Source organism: Heyndrickxia sp. FSL K6-6286, assembly GCF_038630395.1.
GTDB classification, from domain to species: Bacteria; Bacillota; Bacilli; order Bacillales; family Bacillaceae_C; genus Heyndrickxia; species Heyndrickxia oleronia.
In genome coordinates this window covers 1065725-1092139 of the sequence record NZ_CP152029.1, presented here as the reverse complement: position 1 = coordinate 1092139, position 26415 = coordinate 1065725, and the positions used below count along the sequence as shown (strand labels likewise).

Annotated in this window: 20 protein-coding genes and 1 riboswitch; of the genes, 12 read left to right on the top strand and 8 right to left on the bottom strand. The window is 35.5% G+C overall.

The window, feature by feature from the left end:
- The first annotated feature begins 267 nt into the window (after positions 1-267).
- On the top strand, positions 268-2619 hold the full coding sequence (gene secA2 / locus MHI39_RS05505) for an accessory Sec system translocase SecA2 (protein WP_251344823.1): 2352 nt from the start codon (positions 268-270) through the stop codon (positions 2617-2619).
- A 22-nt stretch (positions 2620-2641) separates the two neighbouring features.
- On the top strand, positions 2642-3523 hold the full coding sequence (locus MHI39_RS05500) for an accessory Sec system S-layer assembly protein (RefSeq protein ID WP_071975107.1): 882 nt from the start codon (positions 2642-2644) through the stop codon (positions 3521-3523).
- A gap of 70 nt (positions 3524-3593) precedes the next feature.
- On the opposite strand, the gene MHI39_RS05495 is transcribed toward MHI39_RS05500, so the two are convergent.
- Entirely contained in the window at positions 3594-6158 is a 2565-nt protein-coding gene (locus MHI39_RS05495; RefSeq protein WP_342540848.1) for a LuxR C-terminal-related transcriptional regulator, read from the bottom strand.
- 716 nt (positions 6159-6874) lie between these two features.
- Here MHI39_RS05495 and MHI39_RS05490 point away from each other — a divergent pair.
- On the top strand, positions 6875-8179 hold the full coding sequence (locus MHI39_RS05490) for an S-layer homology domain-containing protein (RefSeq protein WP_058003511.1): 1305 nt from the start codon (positions 6875-6877) through the stop codon (positions 8177-8179).
- A 101-nt stretch (positions 8180-8280) separates the two neighbouring features.
- Here the strand turns inward: MHI39_RS05490 and MHI39_RS05485 are convergent, their stop codons facing one another.
- From MHI39_RS05485 to MHI39_RS05460, 6 genes are all read right to left on the bottom strand, one after another.
- Entirely contained in the window at positions 8281-10290 is a 2010-nt protein-coding gene (locus MHI39_RS05485) for an S-layer homology domain-containing protein (protein WP_058003510.1), read from the bottom strand.
- 186 nt (positions 10291-10476) lie between these two features.
- Positions 10477-10644, bottom strand: coding sequence for an aspartyl-phosphate phosphatase Spo0E family protein (locus MHI39_RS05480; protein ID WP_078110326.1), 168 nt, complete (start codon positions 10642-10644; stop codon positions 10477-10479).
- Positions 10645-10786: 142 nt separating this feature from the next.
- Positions 10787-12787, bottom strand: a complete 2001-nt coding sequence (locus MHI39_RS05475) for an LTA synthase family protein (protein ID WP_342540846.1) — start codon at positions 12785-12787, stop codon at positions 10787-10789.
- A gap of 93 nt (positions 12788-12880) precedes the next feature.
- On the bottom strand, positions 12881-13606 hold the full coding sequence (locus MHI39_RS05470; RefSeq protein ID WP_342540845.1) for an SH3 domain-containing protein: 726 nt from the start codon (positions 13604-13606) through the stop codon (positions 12881-12883).
- A 220-nt stretch (positions 13607-13826) separates the two neighbouring features.
- Positions 13827-15080, bottom strand: coding sequence for a DUF5068 domain-containing protein (locus tag MHI39_RS05465; RefSeq protein ID WP_342540844.1), 1254 nt, complete (start codon positions 15078-15080; stop codon positions 13827-13829).
- Between the two features lie 349 nt (positions 15081-15429).
- Positions 15430-17607, bottom strand: a complete 2178-nt coding sequence (locus MHI39_RS05460; protein WP_342540843.1) for a 5'-nucleotidase C-terminal domain-containing protein — start codon at positions 17605-17607, stop codon at positions 15430-15432.
- Positions 17608-17960: 353 nt separating this feature from the next.
- Here MHI39_RS05460 and MHI39_RS05455 point away from each other — a divergent pair, with 353 nt between their 5' ends.
- The 9 genes from MHI39_RS05455 to MHI39_RS05415 all read left to right on the top strand — a co-directional run bounded on the left by MHI39_RS05455 (position 17961) and on the right by MHI39_RS05415 (position 24959).
- Positions 17961-18560, top strand: a complete 600-nt coding sequence (locus MHI39_RS05455) for an ECF transporter S component (protein ID WP_259549159.1) — start codon at positions 17961-17963, stop codon at positions 18558-18560.
- An 84-nt stretch (positions 18561-18644) separates the two neighbouring features.
- On the top strand, positions 18645-19412 hold the full coding sequence (locus MHI39_RS05450; RefSeq protein ID WP_342540842.1) for an energy-coupling factor transporter transmembrane component T: 768 nt from the start codon (positions 18645-18647) through the stop codon (positions 19410-19412).
- Positions 19409-20269, top strand: coding sequence for an ABC transporter ATP-binding protein (locus MHI39_RS05445; protein ID WP_342540841.1), 861 nt, complete (start codon positions 19409-19411; stop codon positions 20267-20269). Before MHI39_RS05450 ends, MHI39_RS05445 begins: the two co-directional genes overlap by 4 nt.
- Positions 20266-21102, top strand: coding sequence for an ABC transporter ATP-binding protein (locus MHI39_RS05440; RefSeq protein WP_342540840.1), 837 nt, complete (start codon positions 20266-20268; stop codon positions 21100-21102). Before MHI39_RS05445 ends, MHI39_RS05440 begins: the two co-directional genes overlap by 4 nt.
- Before the next feature lie 56 nt (positions 21103-21158).
- Positions 21159-21268, top strand: a riboswitch (TPP riboswitch).
- 115 nt (positions 21269-21383) lie between these two features.
- The gene (locus MHI39_RS05435) at positions 21384-22376 is read left to right on the top strand and encodes an ABC transporter substrate-binding protein (protein WP_058003502.1); all 993 of its coding nucleotides are present in this window, start codon (positions 21384-21386) and stop codon (positions 22374-22376) included.
- A gap of 17 nt (positions 22377-22393) precedes the next feature.
- Positions 22394-22684 (top strand): thiamine-binding protein, encoded by a 291-nt coding sequence (locus MHI39_RS05430; protein WP_058003501.1) that lies wholly within the window; start codon positions 22394-22396, stop codon positions 22682-22684.
- Complete coding sequence (locus tag MHI39_RS05425) at positions 22684-23457, top strand: ABC transporter permease (RefSeq protein ID WP_058003500.1); 774 nt, start codon at positions 22684-22686, stop codon at positions 23455-23457. Before MHI39_RS05430 ends, MHI39_RS05425 begins: the two co-directional genes overlap by 1 nt.
- A complete protein-coding gene (locus tag MHI39_RS05420) occupies positions 23450-24190 on the top strand; it encodes an ABC transporter ATP-binding protein (RefSeq protein WP_259549152.1) in 741 nt (246 codons plus the stop codon). The genes MHI39_RS05425 and MHI39_RS05420 overlap by 8 nt, the downstream gene beginning before the upstream one ends.
- Positions 24183-24959 (top strand): TatD family hydrolase, encoded by a 777-nt coding sequence (locus MHI39_RS05415; protein WP_259549150.1) that lies wholly within the window; start codon positions 24183-24185, stop codon positions 24957-24959. Before MHI39_RS05420 ends, MHI39_RS05415 begins: the two co-directional genes overlap by 8 nt.
- A 100-nt stretch (positions 24960-25059) precedes the next feature.
- Here the strand turns inward: MHI39_RS05415 and MHI39_RS05410 are convergent, their stop codons facing one another.
- Positions 25060-26391: a 6-phospho-beta-glucosidase gene (locus MHI39_RS05410; protein ID WP_259549148.1), complete on the bottom strand. Its 1332-nt coding sequence runs from the start codon at positions 26389-26391 to the stop codon at positions 25060-25062.
- Positions 26392-26415: the final 24 nt, after the last annotated feature.

Genomic DNA, 26415 nt, shown 5'->3' with positions numbered 1-26415 from the left:
TTTATTAATCTATCAGAAATGATCGACAGATACTAGATTCATTTGACATAATTCTACTTTCATTACCAGTAAATTCAACTTATCTCTACTTCAACCATTTGTGGTATAATACTCATATGTGCGTGTTCAAGGAAGCGAAAGGATAGAATTTGCTGTTGTCGAAATACGCCAAAATACTTGTTCTAACGGGTTTGTGCGGAAAATTCTTCAGCTTTATCCTCACTTTTTGAACAACCTCGTTATAGTAATTTTGAGGGGAGACCATTCATGATTTCTTATCTAAAAAAAACATTTGGAAGTCAACATGAAAAAACGTTAAAAAAATATAATAAACTGGTTAATCAAATAAATGACATTGAACCTGAAATAGAAAAATTATCAGATGATGAATTAAAAAATAAAACGATTGAATTCAAAAAGCGATTATCAGAAGGTGCAACCATTGATGACATTAAAGTAGAAGCATTTGCTACCGTTCGCGAAGCATCTAAAAGGGTATTAGGGATGCGCCATTTTAATGTGCAATTAATCGGTGGGCTTAGTTTACTTGATGGGAATATTTCTGAAATGGCAACGGGTGAAGGAAAAACCCTTGTGCCTTCTTTACCAAGTTACTTACGAGCTTTGGAAGGCAAGGGCGTTCATGTTATTACAGTGAACGAATATCTTGCTAAGCGGGATAGAGAAATCACTGGAAAAATCCTTGAATTCCTTGGTTTAACTGTTGGATTGAACCTTTCTCAAATGACCCCGTTGGAAAAACAGGAAGCTTATAATGCAGATGTAACATATGGAATCGGGACTGAGTTCGGATTTGACTATTTACGTGATCATATGGTGATGGCCCCAAATCAACGAGTTCAGCGTCCATACCATTTTGCAATAATTGATGAGGTGGATAGTGTCCTTATCGATGAGGCAAAAACTCCACTTATTATTGCAGGGAAGACATCATTAAACTCTGAACTATTCTATGTATGCTCTCAATTAGTCAAAAGATTCAAACTAGATAAAGACTATACCTTTGATCCTGAATCGAAAGCAACGAATTTTACCGATGAAGGCGTTAATCGTATAGAAAAATCATTCGGTATTGATAATTTATATGCTATCGAGCATCAAACTCTCTATCATTACATGATTCAGTCCTTAAGGGCAGAAGTCATCTTCCGTAGGGATGTTGATTATATCGTTCAAGAAGGAAAGATTGAATTAATCGATATGTTTACTGGTAGAATCATGGAAGGTAGAAGTTTAAGCGATGGCTTGCATCAAGCAATTGAAGCCAAAGAAGGTTTAAAACTTACCGATGAAAATAAAATGCAAGCTACCATTACGATTCAAAACTACTTCCGTATGTATCCAATTCTTTCAGGGATGACTGGTACAGCGAAAACCGAAGAAAAAGAATTTCAACAAATTTATGGTATGGATGTTATTCCAATTCCAACTAATCGACCGAAAATCCGTGTCGATAAAAATGATTTAGTTTACGATACAATTCAACATAAATATGAAGCGCTAACGAAGGAAGTTAAGAAAATTCATGAAAATGGACAACCTATTCTAATTGGAACTGCATCAATTGAACAATCAGAATTAGTTGCAACCTATTTAGACAAAGCTAGGCTTCCTTATCAATTATTAAACGCAAAAAGTGTGGAAAAGGAAGTCCAGCTTATCTCAATTGCCGGGCAAAAAGGGCAAATAACGATTGCAACCAATATGGCTGGACGAGGTACCGATATTTTGCTAGGTGAAGGGGTTGCCGAACTTGGCGGTTTATATGTAATCGGTACTGAAAGGCATGAAAGTAGACGAATTGATAATCAATTAAAAGGGCGTTCTGGCCGTCAAGGTGATCCAGGGGCAAGTCAGTTTTTTATCTCGATTGAAGATGAAATCGTACAGCGTTTTGCTGCCGATCAAGTAGAGAAGCTTCAAAAATCACTACAAACAGACGAAAACGGGTTGATTATGAATAAAAACATACATGACTTTATCGATCGAACACAGAGAATGTGTGAAGGCAGTAACTATTCTGCACGTGAATACACATTAAAACTTGATGATGTTGTGAATGAACAGAGAAATATCATTTATTCTATTCGCACTAATGTGTTAGAATCAGAAAACACTGTAGATTTACTAAAAAAATCGCTTCAAAGTGCAACCGAACACATTCTCCAAGAAGCTGAAGAATCAAGTAGTGCAATGAATGATCTGAATGAACTTAGAGCAAAGATTAATCGTTTATCACTTCAGCATCTACCAGAATTTGAAGATGGTTTTGACTACAGTGAAGTGAAAGGGATCATTTTAGAGAACCTACAATCAACCCTTAAACAAATTGATGAAAGCTTTAATGAACACAGTGATCTTCACCCATTAGTCAAGGACCGTACATTAAGAATTATCGATGAGTATTGGGTGCAGCATCTTGAGTCAATGACAAGATTAAAAGAAGGCATAGGTTTACGTGGTTATAGTCAAGAGGACCCAATCCGTACTTACCAAAAAGAAGGTTTAGAGGTTTTCACTCATACTTATTATCGTATTGAGAAAGAAATGAGTGAATATGCTATCATTTTAATTAACAGCTTTTCTACACCAGAATAATATTTTTGTAGGAGGAACCCCCATGTTCTTTATAGGAAAAAATAAAAAAAGAGGGCGAGACAGTGTTGTTTCGTCTAGTGATCTACTTAATGAAGAGGTAACCGATCAAGCTAATATGGAAGAAGAAATAGAAACAGAGCTTTCCATTTTACCTGGCTCAAATATTTCTCAAGAAAGAGAATATGTACTTCGTTTCCTTAACAACGAATGTACACCGTTAAAGCCTAATCAAGTCTCCCTATCAGGTGTGGAGATTAACAGTGATTCTGCAGAAAATTTAATTGTTACTGCCTTCGTAAGAAGTAGCTTAAATAAGGCAATTACCTTCCAATCCGTCCCACTCATTCTGTTAGGGAGTGAAGGAGAAGTATTAGGCAAAAAGACCTTTGATCTAAGTGAAATAGGTGAATTACCACCAAAAAGTAGCCGTCCATGGGATTTTGTCTTTACTAAAAAGGACCTTTTCACTGATTCTGTACCTAAAGATGGATGGAAACTTGCATTTGAAATCAAGAAACCACATTCTCTTGATTTAGCAAAAAGCTGGGAACAAAGCCTTGCTGAGGAAGATAAAGAGAAGTTAAAACAATTATTAAACACCGTCCAACCACCTAAGCCTGGTGAGGTAAACTTTATGGGAATTCAGGCCAATATTAATGAAGAGGGTAATTTACATATTACTTTGCTTATTCGAAATGGTTCTGATAAAAATATTCAAATTCAACAATTGCCACTGACTGTAGAAGATGCAACAGGTGAAATTATTGCACAAGGTGGATTTAAACTAGAGGATTTTGAAGTAAAGGCAAATACAAGTAAACCTTGGACATTCATTTTCCCTAAATCATTAGTAACAAAGGAACAACCAGATCTATCTACTTGGAAGGTTCAACCGCCTAAATAAATAGTATTAATTAAACAGGTGCTTGTCACTATCCTTTAATAGGATATGTCGACAGGCACCTTTCCTTTTTCTAATAATCAATTAATCTTAATTCTTTCGCTCGGATCAAGGCTTGGGTTCGGCTCTTTACCTGAAGCTTAGAGTAGATTTTATGATTATATAATTTCACCGTTCCTACGGTAATATACAAGGCTTCGGCTATTTCTTTATTGGTCAGTCCTTTTTCAAGGAGCTTTAATACTTCTAATTCTCTATTTGTTAAGTCATCCAAATAAGGAAGATCTGTTTTTACAACCACTTCATCGATAGAATCATGTTCAAATTTCGATAGAATCTTCGAGCAATACTCCTTAACTGCTTGATCTGTAGAAACTATCTTTTGAAAATCACATAATAGCTTCTTCATATGAGTACCTTCATCTAGGAACAAACGAAGATAACCTTCTTTCATCCCAAGCCTGATCGCTTGATTAATAATAGTAAAGGCTTTTGAACGATTTCCCTCTTCAAAATGGATTAATGATTGTAAAATCATTAATTCAATGAAGATCGCAAGTCTATTCTCTAATTCTACTTGTTTTATTAATGGCTCAATTCTTTTCAATGCTTTCGTCCATTTTCCTGATGCTCGAAGCACTCTAATCTGATTGATGCTGATCATTCCTGTAGCAGGCATTTGTTCTAATTTCTCCATCAACTTTACCGCCTTATCAACTCTCCCCTCTTCTAGCAATATATTTATCTTAAAACCAGTTATAGTAGTTCTCCAATGACGATCTGTAATTGAATCCTCTAATTGTTGAATCACTTGCCACATTTCATCATCATTATTTAGTGCCCTTTTCATACGTGCATAGAGCAGAGAAGATGGAACAAGAATGCCTAAATTCCTATGTTTCTTTCCAATGTACATGCCACGTTTTGCAAAATACTGAACTTTATCCAGTTCATCCCATTCATAATGAATCGCACCTAATACAACAGCACCAAAACCTACAATTGGGAGTCCGCTATTTTTCCATATCTCGCGTAGTTTTCCGTAAAGAGTACAAGTAGATGCTAATTGTCCACCAAATGCAATATCACTTCCAAGAACATTCCATTCAGGAGATAGAATTTCTACTCCCATATGATAAAATTCACTATATTTAGGAAGCATTTTCGCCGCAGTTGTCATGTGCTTTATACATTCGTCCCCTTTCTGCTCAAGTAGGGCAATATATCCTCTTAAAACATGTAATTCAATCAGAAACTTTTCATATAAAGATGCTTCCATTTTGAGGATCAATCGATCTACGAAAGCCAAATATGTATGTGCATTTTCCCACATTTTCTGAAGGGCTAATGTCCAGGAATAAATAATACATAAATGAGGACTATTTTCAATCCAGTCATTAGGAAATAGATTAAGGAGGTACGCAAGTTCATTGTATTCTCTGTTCTTTAATAATGAAGGGGCAAGATTCCATAAGTATTCGGTTGCTTTATCTAGATCATTTGCTTGAACGGCATGATTGACTGCCTTCGAAATATAGCCTTGAGTATAAAACCATGTATACGCTCGACGGTGTAAATGAACAATATTCCCTTGATATTTATTAACTAATTGATGATAAAAAAACTCCCTTAGTAACGAATGAAGTCGGAACCATTGATTGTTTCTTTCTGGAATGAGTTTAATCATTTCTTTTGAAGAAAAAAGAAGCTGCAAATACTCTGCAGCATCCTTTTTTAAGGTTACTGCTTCGCAAAGAGAACAGGATAGCTCATCTAAGATAGAAACTTCTAGCAAAAAGTTGCGAACAGAATCATCTAGGTAATCAAGCATTTCCTCGATTAAATAACTATATATATATGGATGTCTCCCTGAAAACTGATCTTTTTCATAAAGCATAGATCGATCTTCCACAAGGGCTTGAGCAAATAAGTTCATACTTATAACCCATCCCTCTGTTTTATTTTCTAATAACTGAAGCTCTAGTTCATTTAAAGGGAGTTTTTTTAAAACATGGTAAAACTGCTTGAATTCATGCCCTTTAAAACGCAATTCCTCCTTCGAGATTTTTACCATTTTTCCTGTATACTTAAGCCTTTTTAATGCAGGGAGATTTTCCGTTTTAGTGATTAAAATGATTTTCAGATTACTAGGAATGAATTCTAATAAATATGCAAAGATTTGTTGAATTTGTGGATGATTCATCATATGAAAATTATCGATCACTAAACAAAGTTCACTTGAAAACATTGCGATTTCATTTATACATGACTGAAATATTTTCTCTAATACTGGAGGATTTGGTGAATAGAGAAGGTTTCTTGACTTTAGCCCAAGCTTATCATCAATTATAGCTAAAGCACTAAGCATATATTCCAAAAAAGTTTCTGGCTCATTATCCTCTAATCCTATTGAAATCCAAGCGACCGGCAAATGAATGGTTTTCACCCATTCACTAATTATTGTTGTTTTCCCAAAACCAGCCGGAGCCCCTACCATAATCACATTTTTATCTAAAGCATGATTCAACAGATTATGTAAGTGGGGTCTTGGTAGGATATTTGCTTGATTCACTGGGATTTGAAGTTTTGTTACTAAAATAGAACGAGTCTCCCCAAATTGATCATTTCTACTTTTCAAGTCCACTCCCTCCCCTTTGCCTATCAAAAGCTTTGTACTAATTATAGTATAAAATATTTATTTTTTAGAATTTTTTATACTATAAGGCTCTTTACTTTAACATTGTTGTTATTTAAGAGGAAAGTTTGAATCAAAAAACGTTAACTTAGTATGCGTATGATTACCGGGAAGGTGGGAATTGAGTGTGTACGGTAACCTTTGTGGGCGATTGATTACCGGGAAGCTGGAATTCTACTCTGTTCGGGAACCTTTGGGAACCATTGGTTACCCCGAAGATGGAATTCTACTCTGTTCGGGAACCTTTGGGAGCCATTGGTTACCCCGAAGATGGAATTCTACTCTGTTCGGGAACCTTTGGGAGCCATTGGTTACCCCGAAGATGGAATTCAACTTTGTTCGGGAACCTTTGGGAACCATTGGTTACCCCGAAGATGGAATTCTACTCTGTTCGGGAACCAAAGATCGTGTTTGATTCTCCTGAAGGTAGAAAATACCGATTCATATAGCTAGTAGTCCCCTTTCATTCCATGAGAAAAGAGCTGAAAACTTCAATAAGACCGCTCTGAATCATTTATTTGGTGTAAAACATGTAGTTGGGCTTTGACAAAAGCAACAAACTACAAAAATATATTTCTGTATTTTAAAAAAATTAGAGGACTTTAGTACTTTTGTCGCGAAATATTACATTCGAATCTATTATATAGGGGGAGATATTTTTGAGAAAAAGAATATGTAGCAGTTTATTTGCTTTATTGCTTTTGGTAGGTATGCTTTGTTCCCCATCTTATGCTTCTTCAAAACAAAAATTGGATTATCTTGCCTTAGGAGATTCCTTAGCCGCGGGTCAAACACCTAATAAAGGAATAGATAAAGGATACGCTGATTTTCTAGCCCAGCAACTCGATGAAGTTCAATTATTAGGAAGCTTTGATAAAAGATTCGCTGTGCCAGGATATACAACAACGAATGTTTTAGAGGATATTCAAAATAATATAAGCAAACCCGATTTATCTGGGAAAGAAGCAAATATCCAGAAGATGATCGCAGATGCTGAAATCATCACGATTGATGCAGGTGCAAATGATTTATTAAAAGAAATAAAAGTAGATTTTTCTAAAGGTACTTTAGAATATGATCCTGAGAAATTAAAAGCAGCCATTACAACTGTTGGAACAAATATCGTTCAAATCATTAATCAAATTCGTGAGCTAAACTCCAATGCTAAAATATATGTCATGGGATACTACAATCCATTCCCAAATCTATCTAAGGAACAGACTACACAGCTTTTACAATTATTACAATTATTAAATACAACCATTCAAGAGGCAACAGAAAAATTTGGTGCAATCTATGTGGCAACGGCGGAGGAATTTAATGTCCGCGCTAAAGACTATCTACCAAACCCTGCAGATATCCACCCTAATAAGGATGGCTATCTTGTTATAGCAAATTCTTTTTGGAAATCATTTAAAAATAATGGACAAATGATATCGTTTAAGGATACAGTGCCAAGTTGGGCAGCTGATGAAGTGATCTATTTAGCACAAAAAGGGATTATTGCAGGATATGATAATGGGAAATTTGGTGCTAACGATCTTATTCAGCGTGTTCATTCGGGGTTATTAATCAAACGATCCATTATATTTGAAGACACCATTGCACCTGATCCAAACTATAAGGATGTAACTAAGAATACCTATGGCTATACTACCATTGCAAAATTAACTGAAAAAGGAATTTTCTCTGGTAATAATGGCTATTTCTATCCAAGTCATTCATTAACAAGAGGTGAGATGGCAAAAATTTTAGTAGAAGCATTCCACTTAAAGGGCTCACTTCAGCATACTTTTAATGATGTAAATAAACACTGGGCAAATGAATATATTATGATTTTACAAGCAAATCAAATTACCCAGGGATATCCTGATGGATCATTTAAACCTAATGAGAAAATTACTCGTGCGGAATTTTCAACCATGCTTGCCAGGATGATGAATACGGATTTTAGAACAAAATAAACACAAAAGGGCTGAAAATGTAGAAAGAAAACTTCTACATTCTCAGCCCTTTTATCTATGGCAATTAACTTCAATACAGTTATCAAAGTTAATGCGGTCTCTTATTTCAATGCTCTTGTTAAGAACACACTAAACTCAGCTCTTGTAATTGAGTTATTTGGTCGATACGTTCCATCTGGATAGCCTTCAGTAATATTCAATTTTGCAATTGAATTGATTGATTGATAGGCATAATGTGAACTAGGAACATCTGAAAAATATTTTTTATTCTCATATGGTAATTTAAATGCACGTTGAATGAGAACTGCCATTTCGGCACGTGATAATTTACCATTTGATACAAATTTGTCCTTTTCACGACCTTTAATTAAACCGGCATTTGCAGCCGCTGCTATTTCTTTGTAATACATATCAGTTTTCGAAACGTCCTTAAATCCTGGATCCTTAACATTGCTTGTATCCAATTTTAACGTTCTTGTTAGCATGACGGCTGTTTCGCCACGACTAATCGTATTGTTTGGTTTAAATGTCCCATCTGGATACCCTGTAATTATTCCCTTTTTCACTAATTCTTCAATTTCTGTTTTCCCCCAAAAGGAATTACTAACATCTTTAAAGGATGATGTATTATTATCAGCTATCTCTATATTTACAGTTGTACTAACATTCCCGTATTTAACTTTAATCGTACCCTTTCCAGGCTTCTTAGCTGTAAATGTATTGCCAGAGACAGAACCTAATTTATTGACATCTTCTAAAGATAAATCACTCTCTGAAAGTTTAACAGGATTATAGTAAGTATCTACAGCAGTACCTGGTAGAATTTTAATAGAGTCACCAACGTTTAGTTTTCCCTCTTTAGACTTCTTCACTGTAATTGAGCGAACTTCACCTTTAGGAGCTGTAGAAACAGCCATTAATATCGTTGATACTGTTCTCTCCACCCCGTCAGACGGTTTATTGGCAAGACGCACTGTGTCAGTACCAGGATAACGAACCGCCATTGTTGTAGATCCGCCACCATCAAGATTTAATGCACGATCAGCCCCCATACTTACTAGGTAGTTTGCAAACTCTGTTAAATTCATTCCTGTACTGTAGCCGCTTTGTCGTCCATCTACAGTTACAAAAAAGACTTTATCACCTGTTTTATTAATAGCGACAGCAGTTCTCGGCGCTCTCGTTGCAGCTTCCGAACTGTTTGGATTCATCGAAAGGGACACACGTCCATCTTTTACTAGCATCGGACCACTAGCGACCATGAATGAGGAATCCTTCCATTTCGAATCAATATTAATAGAAAGGGTAATACTATCTCCTACCATTACATCTTTTAATTGGTCTGAGCCTTTTCCATTCCCTGAAATAACGAGACCATTTTTCGGGATTATTGTTTTTGTTTTATCCCCTACATTACGTACTTGTTCAACTGTACCTGTTACTTGGCTACCAAATTCAAGTGTAGGTGCTTCAGGAAATGTAACAACTACCTCTGTTCCCCATTCATTTGTGTTTGTTGTTTCACTAGGGAAATATGGGGTATATAAAATAGTATTATTTGTTGACCGTTCTTTATTTGTACTAGTAATCTTGTATGTTTTCCCATTATGTACATAATTCATACTAAGGTCATAATGATCAATTTGACCTTTGCCATTACTATTCATTCCAAATGCAATTGGTTCATTTATGTATTTGTCTTTGCTACTTGATATCGTTCCTGCATGAACCAATTTATTATTTTGCGATACTAGATTAATAGGTGCTCCTAAATGAAAAAAAGATGCATTAATTGCGCCAACAACTAGATGCCCATCATAATGATGCTCTAATGCATGTGTAGTTGTCTTTTTGAGTTTATTCATAATACTAGATACGCCAACTTCGACATTTGTGTATGGATCATTAACATTTACCTCCATGACACGTACGGCTTGTTTTCTAGTAGATTCAGATATTCGAAAATCTGTATAATTAACTCCAGAAGATACTTTAAATTGTTCATTTACCGTGGCTGCTGAGGCTTTTAGTGGGCTACCAGTCGAAAATGCCCATAATAAAAGCAATCCGACTTGCATCATACATGCTATTTTTATAATCCGAGATTTCACAAATATTTTCTCTCCTTTCACATAGTTGTTAAAAGTTCCCTATTCTATTATAAACTTGTAAACTAGTAAAACCAATATGAAACTCGAAAAATAGCGAAAAAGAGAAAAAGGTGCTAGATGTCACCCAGTTTTTGGGTAACATTTAGCACCTTTTTTGAACTTTGCTTCCATAAGCAAACACTAGAGTTAATTCATACTTTTCATTTGATAATGATAGATCAATTTATCAAGCTCTTTACTAAAAAACAAGGTCTCTTGATCTTGGAACCCCTTTTTCATTCCACGTTCAATCATTTTCTTTCTCAAAGATTCTATCTTCTCTTTTAATTGGAAATACGTGTTTTCACCTATCATGCATATTTCACCTATTTTCTTCTAGATTTAGGAAGTAGATAGTTCTTTTGTATTATTATGTACAATCCTGCGATAATTTAAAATAGTTTCGACAATACTTCTATTGATATTACAATTTTCTACACTAACAAAAAAGATGGCATCATTCGCCATCTCTTTTGAATAATTTTATTAAATTTCCTTTCAATATTGCGTCTGATATTTCTAATTGATCTGTCGCTTCTTCATAATCCTTTTTGCATGCTTCTAAAGTTGTTTTATTTTTAGTCTTTGTATCAAAGCATGTCCCATTTTCAAATTTACCATCAAGGGATGGTTGATAATAAACATGATTAGTCGTATATGCCCCCGTTCTAAAGACAACTAATCTGTTATCTTCTTGGAATAGAGGTGTACCCATCATATATTTTCCTTTCGGTGATATTCCTAATAAATGCATAATTGTTGGGGAAATATCAATTTGCCCGCCAACTTGCTGATAAACTCCAGCTTCTGCGTTACCAGGTAAATGTATAAACATTGGAACTTCTCCCTTCATTTGATTGAAGGTAAGATCCTCACCTTTTGCACCGCCAAATTGAGCAATTTCACTATCTGCTTTCATTAGTCCACTATCGTGATCACCATAGAAAATAACAATTGACTCATCCCATAACCCATCTTTCTTTAATTGTTCAATAAATGTCCCGATTGCTTTATCTACATAGTGGACAGACTGTAAGTAATTTTTAAACGTACCGTCTTGGTATCCATTTAGATCTAACTCTTGATAGTTGGACGGTAAATCATATGGATGATGACTAGATAATGTAATTAAGAAAGAGTAAAACGGACTTTTTAATTTCACCATTTTTTCAGCTGATTGTCGAAGCATCGATTCATCTGAAATAGACCATCCTAATTTTTCATCTTGCTTAAATGTATCTAGACTATAAAAAGTATCAATTCCAATGGTTTTATACATTAGATAACGATTCCAGAAGCTTGGCTTATATGCATGAAATGCTGCTGTCTCATAGCCATTGTCTTTCAAGGTCTCTGGTAAAGCAGTAAAAGTATTACCTGAATAGTTAATATAGGCAGACCCTGTATACAAAGGATAAAGAGAAGTATTATTCAAAAACTCTGCATCCGATGTTCGCCCAGAAGCTGTTTGATGATAAAAATGATTAAAATACATGCTTTCTTTTTTCAACTTATTTAGATTCGGCGTAATTTCCTGGCCATTCACCTTTTTATCAATGAAAAAGTTTTGGAATGCTTCGACTTGAACCGTTATTACATTTTTCCCTTTTGCTATACCATAATAGGGAGTTTTTTTTGAAATTTTCTTTTGATGATCCTTAAACCATTCCTGTATATGATTCTTTTCCTTTTCACTAATTGTATTTTTATGAAAGACATTTTCATTCACAAATTTATAAAGATCAAACCCATGAAAGCCTAATAGACCCGTTACCTCATAAACTCTCATATTTGATAAGGTTTTTTCAAAAAGATAGCCTCCCCCTTTTTCAATAAAAACCTTCATCGGATAGGCGACTAGTAAGTATCCAACTGCAAATACGACGACTGCGCTAGCAGCTCTAGAAATTCTTTTCTGTTTCGATGCTTTTGTTCTTTTTACTTTTTTGAATACAAAAATCGTAATAGGAATAAGCACAAGAATATCAATAAAAAATATCCAATCAATGCCTGAAAATAAATTAGAGATACTATTCCCTAATGCACCAACTTGTCCAATTTGGAGCAGTACATTCGCTGATATCAAATCTTCAAAGTAGCGGAAATAGATTAAATCAGCAAATATCATAAACGTAATCAAGAAATTGAGTATGACTAAAGATAAAAATCTCGCTCTTCTTGGCAAAAAGAGAATCCAGAATGATAGAAGCAGTATTGCCCCTAAGCTTATCATGACGATTCCTTTTCGAAGTAAGTCTAGACTATCTCCATTCCAATGTAGGAGCCAATCGAAAAAAGTCGATAGATATTGAACTGTTCCTTGTTTTACAAACACAGTCCCCGTTAAGCGAGCAAATAAAAATAGTTTAAAGGTAATTAGAAATAGAAACAAAATGTAATCTATATAGTGAATGAAAAAATCAGACAACGCTTTCAGTATATTTTTCAAATACTTCAATGACTCTTCACACCCCTCAAGCAAAAAATTATTAGATAAAGAATAGTATAACATATCTTTTTTTGCTATAAGAGGGGTGGATTGAGCCACCCACTAATCATTTCGTTCGTATTTATAAACCTTCCAGTTTGCTTTTGTGCTTTCCTTAAGTAGATACAGTGTACTTGTATGATTTCCACTGAGTTCATCGACCATAAATTGGGATACTTCAAGATATTCCTTCCCATTTTTTTTATAATACTTGATGGTTGGTTTTTTCGGTTGGTACTCTAGGTTCCAGTCAATCGTGTCAAGAGAATAGCCCCAAATTTCTGTTTCAATGACATGAAATAGCTGGTTCCCATTTTTATCTTTCCCCGCTGTTCTCATTTGCTGCTTAAAATATTTCTCTATATATGAAGTTGTGTAGTGCGGTGACATCATGGCATAGATTTGTTTTTTTGTGTAGTTTTTTTCCCACGTTTTTCTTTGTGCTTTAATAACTTTATCGGTAATTCCCTTTGCTACAAAGGGCTTCATTTGTAGATGTACACGTAAGTACTGGCTAGAAACATAGCTTTTCTTTTTGTTATACCTTATTTCAGACCAGCCATTTTTAGTTTGGTAATAAACAGTAACGGTTGCTCCATTTTTCAAAGCACCAATACGTTTATATTGTACTCCTGGTCCACTCCTAACATTTAATGTTCCACTTTCTAAATCAACTGATCCAACTTGAAGTGAGGCTGCCTTTGGATCACCTGTAAAAAAGAGCATTTCAATCAATGGAAAGGTTAAAACAGCACAAATTACCAACTTAAACAATCTTGAAATCTTCATTATTACCTCCACTTTACAAAATTAACATTGTGATTACTTATTTGTATTCGTGGAATAAATAAATGATTACTATATAAAAAATATAGGCTTAATTCAAATGTGAATGACTTACAAATTTTCCCCAGTAAAAAAGTGCCTTTCATTAAAAAAGCAGCTAATCTGTTATTTCAAAGATTAGCTGCTTTTTAACAATGATTCTCAAAGCCTATTAGATGGTTTTTTATCGAGGTAAAGTAAATGTTACTGTCTTATCCTTAAATAAACCTTTTCCATCCTCCCCATAAAAAGGACCAAATTCTAAATCAAATTTCTTAAATATACCAAATTCATCTTTATTAAATAAGAAGACATGAAGCTTCTCGCCTTTTTCACCGGCTTTTATCTCTTTAGGGTTACTAGGCTCTACCATCCCTTGAGAGAAAACAGTTGCACGATTTTTATCAATTCTTAATTTCGAACCAATATTCCAAATGGATACTGGTTGATTGGATTGATTATCTATATTTAATTTTACAGTTAATGCAACGATACCACTTTCATTAAAATTTCTAAATCGTTCTTTGCTGGCTGCAGTTGGTGTAATATCCGTATATTGAACACCTTCAAGAGTCACTTTTACATCTCCAAGCTTCAAGGTTTTATTAATACCCGTTTTTTCAAAAATCATCTTTTTATCTGCCATATTGTCCATTGTTAAACGATCTTGATAAAATTTTGGCTGAGTAGCAATTGCTTTCTTCTGCTCACCACTATAAATAAAATCATATGCGGGAGAATCACCTTTGAAGCTTCCTTTAAATTGGTCGTTATCAGCAACTCCACCCTCGATAATATATTTAGGTTTTACTATTTTCATTGTTTCAAATTGTTCATTCGTAAATAAGAAATTTAATAAACCAGTAACCTTCTCACCTGCTGCAAATAAAGATACTTCATCCTTTTCCTTTTTAATCGTATTAATTTGTTGATCTTCTGGGACAAAGGATTTCCAATTTGATGAAACATAATCATATTGATCAGTCAATTGAATTCTATGAAAATTTGTATAATACATTGGTTTTCCTGTATTGTTTTCTAGGGTTACTTTTGCTGTGACGACATATCCATCCGTTTGATCTTTAAATGGAATTGTTACATCTGGATTCATATCTGTTACCTTAACGATTTGATATTCTTCTACCTTTACCTTAAAGCCATCCATTTCATGGCTAAAATTTGGCTGATTATTCGTATATACTACTTCAACACTACCTTCTGTTTCCTCAGCAATTGCTGGGTTTAAAATCTCTCCTGAGTCTTTCGGCTCTTCTTCTTTATCTACACTTTCCTTCTCTTTCTTCTGTATATCACTTTTTATTTCCGTAGTTTTCGGCTTCGTTTCTTTTTCTTTTGAAGCCTTTTCACTGCTTCCACATGCCGCAAATAAAAGCATGGATGAAATAATTGCCAGTGATAAAATTACTTTTTTCCCCATACAGCTTACCTCCATAATCAAATCAATATTTTTGATTATAGAGGGAAAAATAGGAATTTACTACCACGAAAAGGAATCACATATAAGATTAGGAAAATCAACCCATTACTTTTGTAGTCATATTGGCAGGAATGAAGTGAAAACACTACCAACCATAATAATTATTCAATTGTAAATGCTGATATATCAGAGGTAAATAAAAGGAACTTTTGTTACCGAATTTGATTTTAAGGTAGATGATCCGATGTATCAGATTCTTTTTACTCTACCTATTTAAAAAAATATAGAGCACTTTAAAAAGAAAAAAGGGGCACCTAAGCCCCCTTCTTTCTATCAATCTATAAACATTCTATGGCTTTGCAATATCGATTATCCTACCATCTGTCTTTGGTTCAATCGTTTTGTTTGGTTGAGAATCTAAGTATTCCTTAAAGATTTCCCAATCTACAAAGCCAGGTTCACTTAAGCGTCCTTCAGCTGATGCTTTTTCAAATACAGAAAAGCCATCTCCACCTTTAGCCGTAAAAATATTAGTAGCTACATAATAGTTTTGTTTTTCATCTAACGGGACAAATTGCCCATTTTTGTCTTTCACCTCAATGGATACAACCCTTTCTCCTGCATTTTTACTGCTGTCATATGTGAACTTTAAACCAGCTACTTGTAAAAAGCCACCGAATGGTTTAGGCGCATCTTTCACACTATGCTCTAGAGCCGCTTTTATCTCAGCACCTGATAGATTCAATATTCCTAACGAGTTTCCAAATGGGAGAATTTCAAGAATTTTTGCCACTGTTATATTACCCGCATCCACTGAAACACGAACATTTCCTCCATTATGGAAAGCAATCATAGTATCCGGATTGATTTTCTTGGCCTTTTCCAAAATTCCTTCAGCAATAAAATCGCCTAAATTCGTTTCCATCGTCCTTGCAGCTGGATTTCCTCCTACCAATTCAACATTTGTTTTTCCAACTACAAGCTCCTTCTTTGCATCTACTGCTGGCTTATATTTCGTTGCTAAAATTTCAGCAGCCTCAGGATCATCCTTAATTACATATTGATCATCCTTCTTTTCATTAAGGTCTAAAAGCTTCCCAGCATATCCAATAACCTTTCCTTTTTCATCAAATTCTACATCAAGGGTTCCTAGGAAATTACTATATTCATTGGCTTGAACAATGATGGTCGGTTCATCGCCCGTTGTGTCCTTCACTGGTTCTGCTAGTTTCGTATGTGAATGCCCGCCGACAATGACATCGATCCCTTCTACTTCCTTTGCCAATGTCAGGTCATTGTCACCACCGCCATCATCGAAGCCGATATGGGTAAGAGCAATAATTTTATTAATTCCTTGGCTTTCGAGCTGTTCAACCGCTTTTTTTGCTTCTTCAATATAATCTTTAAACTCTACATCCCCGGGGCTTGAAATATCCTTTGTTTCAGCTGTTGTTAAGCCGAATATCCCTACTTTTTCTCCATTGATTTCTTTAATTATACTATTGTATATTTCCCCATCATTGGCCGTTGTAGCTAACTCATTATGGTATCGATCCTTTAAGTTAACATCTTTTGAGAAATCAGCATTGGCACTAACAAACGGGAATTTTGCATTTTTTACGAATTCGGCTAAAGGCTTTGTTCCTTGATCAAACTCATGATTGCCAAATGTCATCACATCATAGCCTATAAGGTTCATAAACTCTAAATCTGCTTGTCCTAGGTATTCATTAAAATAGAGCGTTCCAGAGAAGACATCACCTGCATCTAGTAATAATGTATTCTTGCTTTGTGACCTAACTTCTTTAATTGCTGTAATTCGTTTTGCAATATTATCTAAATGAGCATGTGTATCATTTGTGTGCATTAATGTTAGCTCAAAATTTCCTTCTTTCTTATCTCCACTATTTATTGCACGAATAAGTGCCGTAATAAATTGTCCACGCGTCACTTTCGCTTTCGGATTGAAGACCTTCTCTACCGTAATCCCATTTTCGGCGAGAATGGTGATATCCTCTTGATATTCCTTTCCCGCTTTATTTAAGTCGGTTACTTTTATATTAGAATCTTCCACATGTTTTAATTGAAAGGATTGAACTAATACCTTTGCCATTTCCTCACGTGTTAATATTGCTTTATATTGAAGATTATCCTTCCATCCCGAGAAGATTCCATTTTTCCTAACCTTTAGGGCACTCTCTCTTAACTCATGATCCTTTGGAAGCTGATCGACATCTTTAAATTGTTTCGTCCCCGATGTATCTACATCTCCTAAATAGCGTCCTAAAATCAATACAGCATGCTCGCGGGATAATTGTTGGTTTGGATAAAAATAGGTGTTTCCATTTTTATTTGCCCCTTTAATTAAGCCAAGCTCGACTGCCTTTAGAATAAAATCTTTATATACCCCAAATTGATTTTCATCAGCGAATGCTGTTTTATTCTCTGCGGCAAAAGCCGGGGAAATACTTGATGCTACAATCGCAACTGTCACCGATCCTATTAAAAATTTATTTCGATTACCCATATATTCATTTCCTCCCATCAAAATTAAGAAATAGAATCAATTCTTGTCTATTAATCTACTCTTTTTCTCTTAAAAATAATATTTCAAATTGTCCTAACTTTTTCAACCGTCTAAAGAAGGATTTACAAAAAATTTACACAATATAAACAAAACCAATCATCGAATGTCCAGATCAATTCTTGCATATTCTTTATTGATCAAACCTTTTTCCTATTCAGAAATATCATACACTTAATAAAAAGTTTTTTACTAGTGTAAAGACACTTGTCGTATTTTCTTAAAAAGTGTAGTAGAATTAAATCGTCTTATTTTAGTAGATTATTTTTTCAAACATTTATAAGGGGGAAAGAAACATGAAAAATAGTATGTGGTCTTTAAAATTTTCAACTGCTGCACTAGTTCTCATTCCAGCAGCTATAGGGATTAACTATTTAGGTAAATTATTCGCTGGCCTGTTAAAACTTCCATTATGGTTAGATGCGATTGGCACTGTACTGGCAAGTATGCTCGCAGGCCCAATAATTGGAGCAATCTCTGGCATCGCTAACAATATCATTTATGGTTTTACCCAAGATCCGATCTCCTTTGTCTATGCCATAACGAGTGGAGTTATCGGTCTTATTGTCGGTATCATGGCATACAAGGGGTGGATTGCTAATATAGGGAAGGCCATTATGATTGGGATTATCGTCGGGGTGGTCGCAGCAACGATTTCCACACCATTAAATATGATATTTTGGGGCGGACAAACGGGAAATGTATGGGGAGATGCACTGTATGCTTACTCCATCGCTCATAATCTACCTCAATGGCTTGCATCATTTTTAGACAGTATCGTTGTTGATGTCCCAGATAAAATCGCAACAGTTATTATTAGTTATCTTATTTTCAAAGGACTTCCGCAAAATTTAACAACAATCTATAACAATCAGAATAAGATTGAATCATTATAAAGTTGACAATGGATATGGCTGTCTATTAAGGTGTCTACTCTTTAATAGATGGCCTCTTCTATCATGCATTTTTGGAGGGATACTATGAAATCTATGACACTGTATGTTGAGAGAAATTCTCTCATTCATCACATTGATCCATTGACTAAGCTCTTATATGTTTTCGTATCAATTGCAGCCACATATATTATCCCTGATCTTAGAGCTGCAATCATCACAACCTTTATTAGTATCCTTTTACTATTAATAGGAAAGGTGTTTCGAAAAATTTTACCCATTCTAGGGGTCAGTTTCTTATTAATTCTTTCGATCATTATCGTGCAAGGTTTATTTCACCCGAACCGTTCTACACCTTTCTTCGAAATTGGAGGATTTACTATTTACAAAGAAGGAATCTCCTATGCATGTCTTTTGGTCCTGAGAATATTTAATATGCTCTGCGCCTTTGGATTACTCATTTTAACTACAGAGCCAGATGAATTAGTTGATTCTTTAGTAAAAAAAGGCATGTCGCGGAAGATCGGTTATGTATTCTTGTCTGTCTTACAAATCATTCCTCAAATGCGTGCGACAATGGGGAAGATCATCGATGCACAAAGATCTCGAGGGATGGAAACAGAAGGACATATTTTGGTCCGTTTAAAGTCCTTTTTTCCTTTAATAGGTCCTGTCGTTCTTAATTCACTTAATGATACAAAGGAGCGTGCAATTGCCCTTGAAGTCCGTGGATTTAATGCAAAAGGAAAAAAAACTCATTTTAAAAAAGCGAGGAAATACTCCTATAGTAGAAGCTTGAAATTTATCTTATTATTGGCCTTTATCCTCATCATCGTTGGGAGGTTAACCATATGAATAAAATACGCGTAAACGACTTGAAATATCGATATCCTCACGCAGAGAAGCTTGCACTTAATGACATTTCAATCGAAATCAAGCAAGGGGAATTCATAGGGATTGTTGGAAAAAATTCTTCCGGAAAATCCACCCTTTGCTATGCGCTAACAGGACTCGTCCCACATTTTTTTAAAGGGGCCTATGGTGGACAGGTTTTCATTGATGATTTAGAAGTCATGAAAACTGAAATTAGTGAGCTTTCATTGAAGGTTGGACTCGTTTTTGAAAATCCATTTTCTCAAATTACTGGTTCAAAATTTACGGTAATTGACGAAATCGCCTTCGGGCTGGAAAACATGGGAATAGAGCGCGAAGAAATGAGTACTCGCATTGAGGCGAGCTTAAAATTATTAGATATTGAACATATAAAAGAAAAAAATCCCTTCAGCCTTTCCGGAGGTCAAATGCAGCGTGTAGCGATTGCAAGTGTACTCGCAATGCGACCAGATATATTAATATTAGATGAACCAACATCCCAGCTAGATCCCCAAGGTTCAGATGAAGTCTTTAAGGTAGTTGAAAGCTTAACTAAAGAAGGAATGACAGTCATTATGGCTGAACATAAGATGGAGAAGCTCGCTCAGTATTCGGACAAAATCCTCCTATTACACGAGGGAAAGCTCATTGATTTTGACACCCCTCAAAAGATATTTTCAAAAAAAGATATATTAGATTACGGGGTCTCTCCTCCTATTTTCACAAAAATTGCTCGGGCTTTAAATATTTTTAATAAAGAGGATAACTTACTTCCTGTGACATTAAATGAGATCTTAACAATCAGTCCAATCAATAGTGAACGAGGTGAGAAAAAATGATGCGACTAATTATTAAAGATCTTCATTTCTCCTATTCACTTGAATCTCCTATTTTACATGGGATAAATCTCGAGATTTCAAATCAAAGCACGGCTCTTATAGGTCAGAATGGAGCAGGTAAAACCACTCTTGTCAAATTATTAAAAGGATTATTGACTCCAAGTTCAGGTGAAATTTTAATTAATGGCATCAATACGAAAGAGCAGACTGCTGCAAAATTAGCAAAAACAATTGGGTTAGTCTTTCAAAATCCTAATGATCAAATTTTTAAAAATCGAGTAATGGATGAAGTGATGTTTGGGCCATTAAATATAGGACAATCAGTTAAAGAAGCAAAACAAAATGCAACAGAAGCACTTGAAATGGTTGGACTCAATGAACATGCAGAACGAAACCCTTATGACTTGAGCCTTTCACAACGAAAATTGGTGACGATTGCCTCTGTCCTTGCAATGCGAACAGATATCATTATTTTTGATGAACCGACTATGGGACAGGATCATGATGGAAAGGAAAAGCTTAAAAGAATTATACAACATCTAATTAATGAGGGAAAACTTGTCTTATGCATTTTGCATGACATGGATTTTGTTGCAGAAGTATTTGAACGGACCATTATTTTTAACCAAGGAAAAATCCTTTTAGACGGTGATACACGAACCGTTTTTTCCAACGAAGAAATACTAAATAAAGCTTATCTAGAACAACCCTATATTACCCAATTAGGTAAGCAGCTTGGCTTTACCGAAACATTCTTAAATGAAGATGAACTTATCGCACAGTGCAAGGCACGATACAATAATATTTCTATTGAATCGCTTTTTCACTTGTAAAAAATAAAAAGGTATGGCATAGTAACGTTGAAAGATTGAAAATTGAATATCTACTATTTAAGTTGTAGGGGGACCAGTGTTGCTGGTTGAGATTGTATCCGTAAGATACTGACTCTTTGAACCTGATCTGGTTGAGACCAGCGGAGGGAACATATTGAATATATTTATTTTGTATGTTTATATGTGCCCTAGGTTACGAACCTAGGGCTTTTTATTTGAAAGACTAGTCTCTCAGCTACCATCCTTTACAGCTTAGTACAATCTAACAAGGAGGAAATCAAGTGAAAAAGTGGTTAATGATTATTGTTAGCTCATTGCTTTTATTAACAACAGCTTGCAGTAATAGCAATGATTCAGCAAGCAGTAAGAAAAAAGGATTAAAGCATGTGACTGTAGTTTTAGACTGGACACCAAATACCAATCATACAGGATTATATGTGGCAAAGGAAAAAGGATATTTTAAGGAAGAAGGCTTAGATGTTGATATTATTCAGCCTGGAGAGGCTGGTGCTGATCAGCTTGTTGCTGCTGGAAAAGCACAATTCGGCATAAGTGCTCAAGAAAGTATTACAGAAGCACGTATACAAGGTGTACCGATTGTTTCGATTGCTGCCATCATTCAACATAATACATCTGGTTTTGCTTCTCCAAAGGAAAAAAATATTACTTCACCAAAGGATTTCGAAAATAAAACGTATGGTGGCTGGGGTGCACCCGTTGAAAAAGCAGTCCTTGATTCTTTAATGAAAAAAGAGCATGCAGATGTAGAAAAAACGAAGATCATTAATATGGGTGAAACAGACTTTTTTACCGCAGTAAAAAGAGATATTGATTTTGCCTGGATTTATTACGGCTGGACTGGGGTCGAAGCGGAACTTCGCGGCGAGAAAATTAATATGGTCTATTTAACCGATTACTCTAACAAACTAGATTACTATACACCTGTATTAACGACGAATGAGAAAATGATAGAAAAAGATCCAGAAACGATTAAACATTTTCTTGCTGCGACTTCCAAAGGATATACATATGCCATTGATCATCCAGACGATGCAGCAGATCTATTAATAAAAGCCGTTCCTGATTTAGATCCAAAACTTGTGAAAGCTAGTCAAAAATGGTTATCACCAAAATATCAAGATGATGCCGCGCGTTGGGGTGAGCAAAAACAAGAGATTTGGGAAAACTATGCTAGCTGGATGTATGACAATCATCTATTAGATAAAAAACTAGATAGCAAGAAAGCATTTACAAATCAATTTTTACCAAAATAATAGAGGAGTGATTAAGTATGGCAAATGCATTATTAAGTATTCAAATAATCCCAAAGACAAAAAACGGTGAAAATGTGATACCTTACGTAGACGAAGCCATTTCAATTATTGATCGTTCAGGAGTAAAATATCAAGTAAATCCATTAGAGACGACAATGGAAGGAGATTTGACTGAGCTATTTGCGATCGTTGAAAAAATGAATCAACGAATGATCGAGCTTGGCAGTCCAAATGTCATTTCACAAATTAAGGTTCTTTATCAACCAAATGGGGCATCAATGGATCAATTAACGGAGAAATATCGCTAATGAAGGCGTTACTTCAGAAAGGATGGCGGCCAATTTTGGTCATCATCCTTTTATTCATCATCTGGGAATTGATTACAAAAATATTTGCTATACCAGAATGGCTTCTTCCTTCTCCAACACAAATTTTACATGAAGGGCTAACTGGTTGGGATGGGTATTCTCATCATTTATTATCAACCATTCAGTTAGCCATTTTAGGTTTTATTATCGGTAGCAGTGTTGGCATTCTTATTGCCATTGGCTTGCATCTTGTTTCATTTTTTAAAGAAGCATTTTATCCGTTATTAATTATTTCGCAAAATATTCCGATCATCGTCTTAGCACCTTTATTAGTCATTTGGTTTGGCTTTGGGATGCTACCCAAAATCATTGTTATTACACTTGTTTGCTTTTTCCCAATTGCGGTTGCTGCGCTAGATGGCTTTAGGCAAACCAGTCAAGAGTTAAAGCATTACATGCAAATGGCAGGTGCATCAAAGAGTCAATTATTCTGGAAAGTAGAATGGCCACATGCACTGCCATCCATTTTTTCAGGATTGAAGATTTCAGCAACCTATAGTGTTATGGGTGCTGTCATTTCTGAGTGGCTTGGAGCTAATAAAGGAATTGGTGTTTACATGACCTTGGCTTCATCTTCGTTTCGTACGGATCGTGTGTTTGTAGCAATTTTCATTATTATCTTTCTCGCTCTACTATTTTTTGCCTTCATCGTTCTTATCGAAAAAAAAGTGGTTAAATGGCAGCCAAAGGAAGAGGGAAACCATCATGAGTAAATTAGACATACAAAATCTAGCAAAATCATTTGGTGATCTTCAAGTAATAAAAGATCTTTCTTTTTCAATCAATGAAGGCGAATTTGTTTCTATTTTAGGACCATCTGGAAGTGGCAAAAGTACTCTTTTCCAAATGATTGGGGGCATCAGCTTACCTGATTCTGGTTCTATTTTAATAGAAGGCCAACAGGTGAATGGGAAACGTGGTGTCATCAGCTATACCCCTCAGACCCCTTCCCTCTTACCGTGGAGAACAATTTTGCAAAATGTTTTACTAGGGCAGGAAATAGCAGGAAAAATCAATAAAGAAAAAGCATTAGAAATGATTGAACGTGCAGGCTTAAAGGGATACGAACATGTCTATCCGCATGAATTATCTGGGGGGATGAAACAACGTGTTTCCTTTATTCGCAGTATGCTTAGTCCTCAATCCATCATCTGTTTAGACGAGCCATTTTCCGCTCTAGATGAATTTACCCGTCTTGAAATGCAAAAATGGCTGCTATCTATTTGGTCGGAGTATAAACGCTCCATACTTTTTGTCACACACAGTATTGAAGAGGCAATCTTTCTATCTGACCGAATTATTGTTCTATCCAGCAAACCAGCTAAGGTGCAGAAGGAATTCATTGTCCCTTTTAAGCGTCCTCGACTAGAAGACTTGCTATTAACCGAGGAATTTTTACAATGGAAAAAAATGATTTATCAGGAATTGAGGGGTTCTCATGAATAAGCCAATCATAGATGCCCATATCCACTTGGATATGTATGAGAATATAGACTGTATGCGGATAGTAAAGGAAATGGAAAAGTATAAAGTAGAATCACTTATTTCTGTTTCACAACATCTATCTTCTGCTCATAAAAATTTAACATTGGCACAATTGGATGGGAGGATAAAACCCGCCTTCGGTTTTCATCCCGAGCAGGCTATACCAAAGGATAGTGAAATTACTGATCTCCAACATTTCATTGATAAACATTTCAATGAAATGATTGCTGTTGGTGAAGTTGGCTTGCCATATTATTTAAGACAAGAGCAAAATAATATTCCACTTGAACCATATCTTGAAATATTGCAGTTATTTATTCAGCAAGCCGTTGCTTTTGATAAACCTATTGTTCTTCATGCTGTCTATGATGATGCGCCACTCGTTTGCGAATTACTCGAAAAATATTCATATAAAAAAGCCCATTTTCATTGGTTCAAAGGTGATCAAAAAACAAATGAACGGATGATGAGCAATGGTTACTTTATTTCGATCACACCTGATATTCTTTATGAAGTAGAAATTCAGCAGCTGGCAAAACAGTATCCATTGTCACAACTAATGGTAGAGACAGATGGGCCATGGCCATTTGAAGGACCGTTCAAGGAACAAATGACTCATCCAAAAATGATTCATGAATCGATTCGGAAAATCGCAGAATTAAAACGGATGGACGTTGAAGAAGTCTATCTTGTTTTGTTTGAAAACACGAAACGGTTCTACTCCTTATAGGAGTTGGAGGACATCCGCGAATTATTCGATTTATCCGCGATTATTTGAATATATCCGCGAAAATCCAGATATATCCGCGAATTCCCAGAAAGCAGCCTGTTTAAGAAGGCTGCTTTTCATGTAAAAATTGCGGTAGGTGCTCTTTATGCGCTTCCAGCATTTCATCCAAAATTTGTTTTGCCACTGTATCAGATGGTACGAGTGGATTAATTGTCATTGCCAATAATGCCGTCTCATAATTACCTGTTACTGCTGCTTCTGCCGCCACACGTTCAAATGATTTTATTTGTTGGACCAATCCCCTTACCGCTACAGGTAAATCTCCTACAGAGATCGGTTTAGGGCCATCCTTTGTAATAATACAATTGACTTCTACTGCTGAGTCATTGGGAATACTAGCGATTGCACCATTATTTCTCGTATTAACTGGCTGAATGTCACGTTTGTCATTATATATCGAGTTGATTAGACTGCAGGCAGCATCACTGTAATAGGCACCCCCACGTTTTTCTAATTGAGGTGGCTTTATGTTCAAATCCGGACTCTTATATAACTCAAATAACTCTTTCTCAAGCTTTTGAACGACCTCTGCGCGTGTTCCTTGTTTTTCTGCTGATTCAAGCTCTTCAGCTAGCATTTCACTCGTTTTATAATAATATCGGTGATAGCCACATGGAATTACACCGAGACCTCGTATAAAGTCAGGTTCCCAAGTAAGTCCGGCAATATTTTTCATAGTCATTTCATTCTTTGGATCTGCCATGCTATCAATGACCTTATCAAGAATGCTTTCCCCATCTAAGTAAACATTCAAACCAAATACCATATGATTAAGACCTGCAAAATCTACATGGACTCGATTAGGTTCCACCTTTAATGCTTTGGCAATACCCATGCGCATTCCAATTGGAACATTACATAATCCTACCACTTTTTTAATATTGCTATAACGTAATACTGCCTCGGTCACCATCCCTGCTGGATTAGTAAAATTCACTATCCATGCATCAGGGCATAATTCCTCTATGTCCTTACAAATTTCCAAAATAACAGGTATTGTACGCAAACCTTTAAATAATCCACCTGGCCCATTCGTTTCTTGACCGATCACATGATATTTTAAAGGGATTCGCTCATCTTTCGCACGAGCATCCAATGAGCCCACTCTAAATTGTGTCGTAACAAAGTCCGCATCCAATAACGCTTCTCTTCGGTCTATTGTGAGATGGACCTCTATGGGTACCCCTGCCTTTTCGATCATCCGCTTTGCTAGCTGTCCAATAATCTCTAATTTTTCTTTTCCTTCTTCAATATCTACGAGCCAAAGTTCTTTAACGGGAAGCTCGTGATAGCGATTAATAAATCCTTCAATTAGTTCTGGGGTATAACTGGAGCCTCCGCCTATCGTAACAATTTTTATTCCGTCCTTCATGGTATCCTCCTCAACTTTTAACAT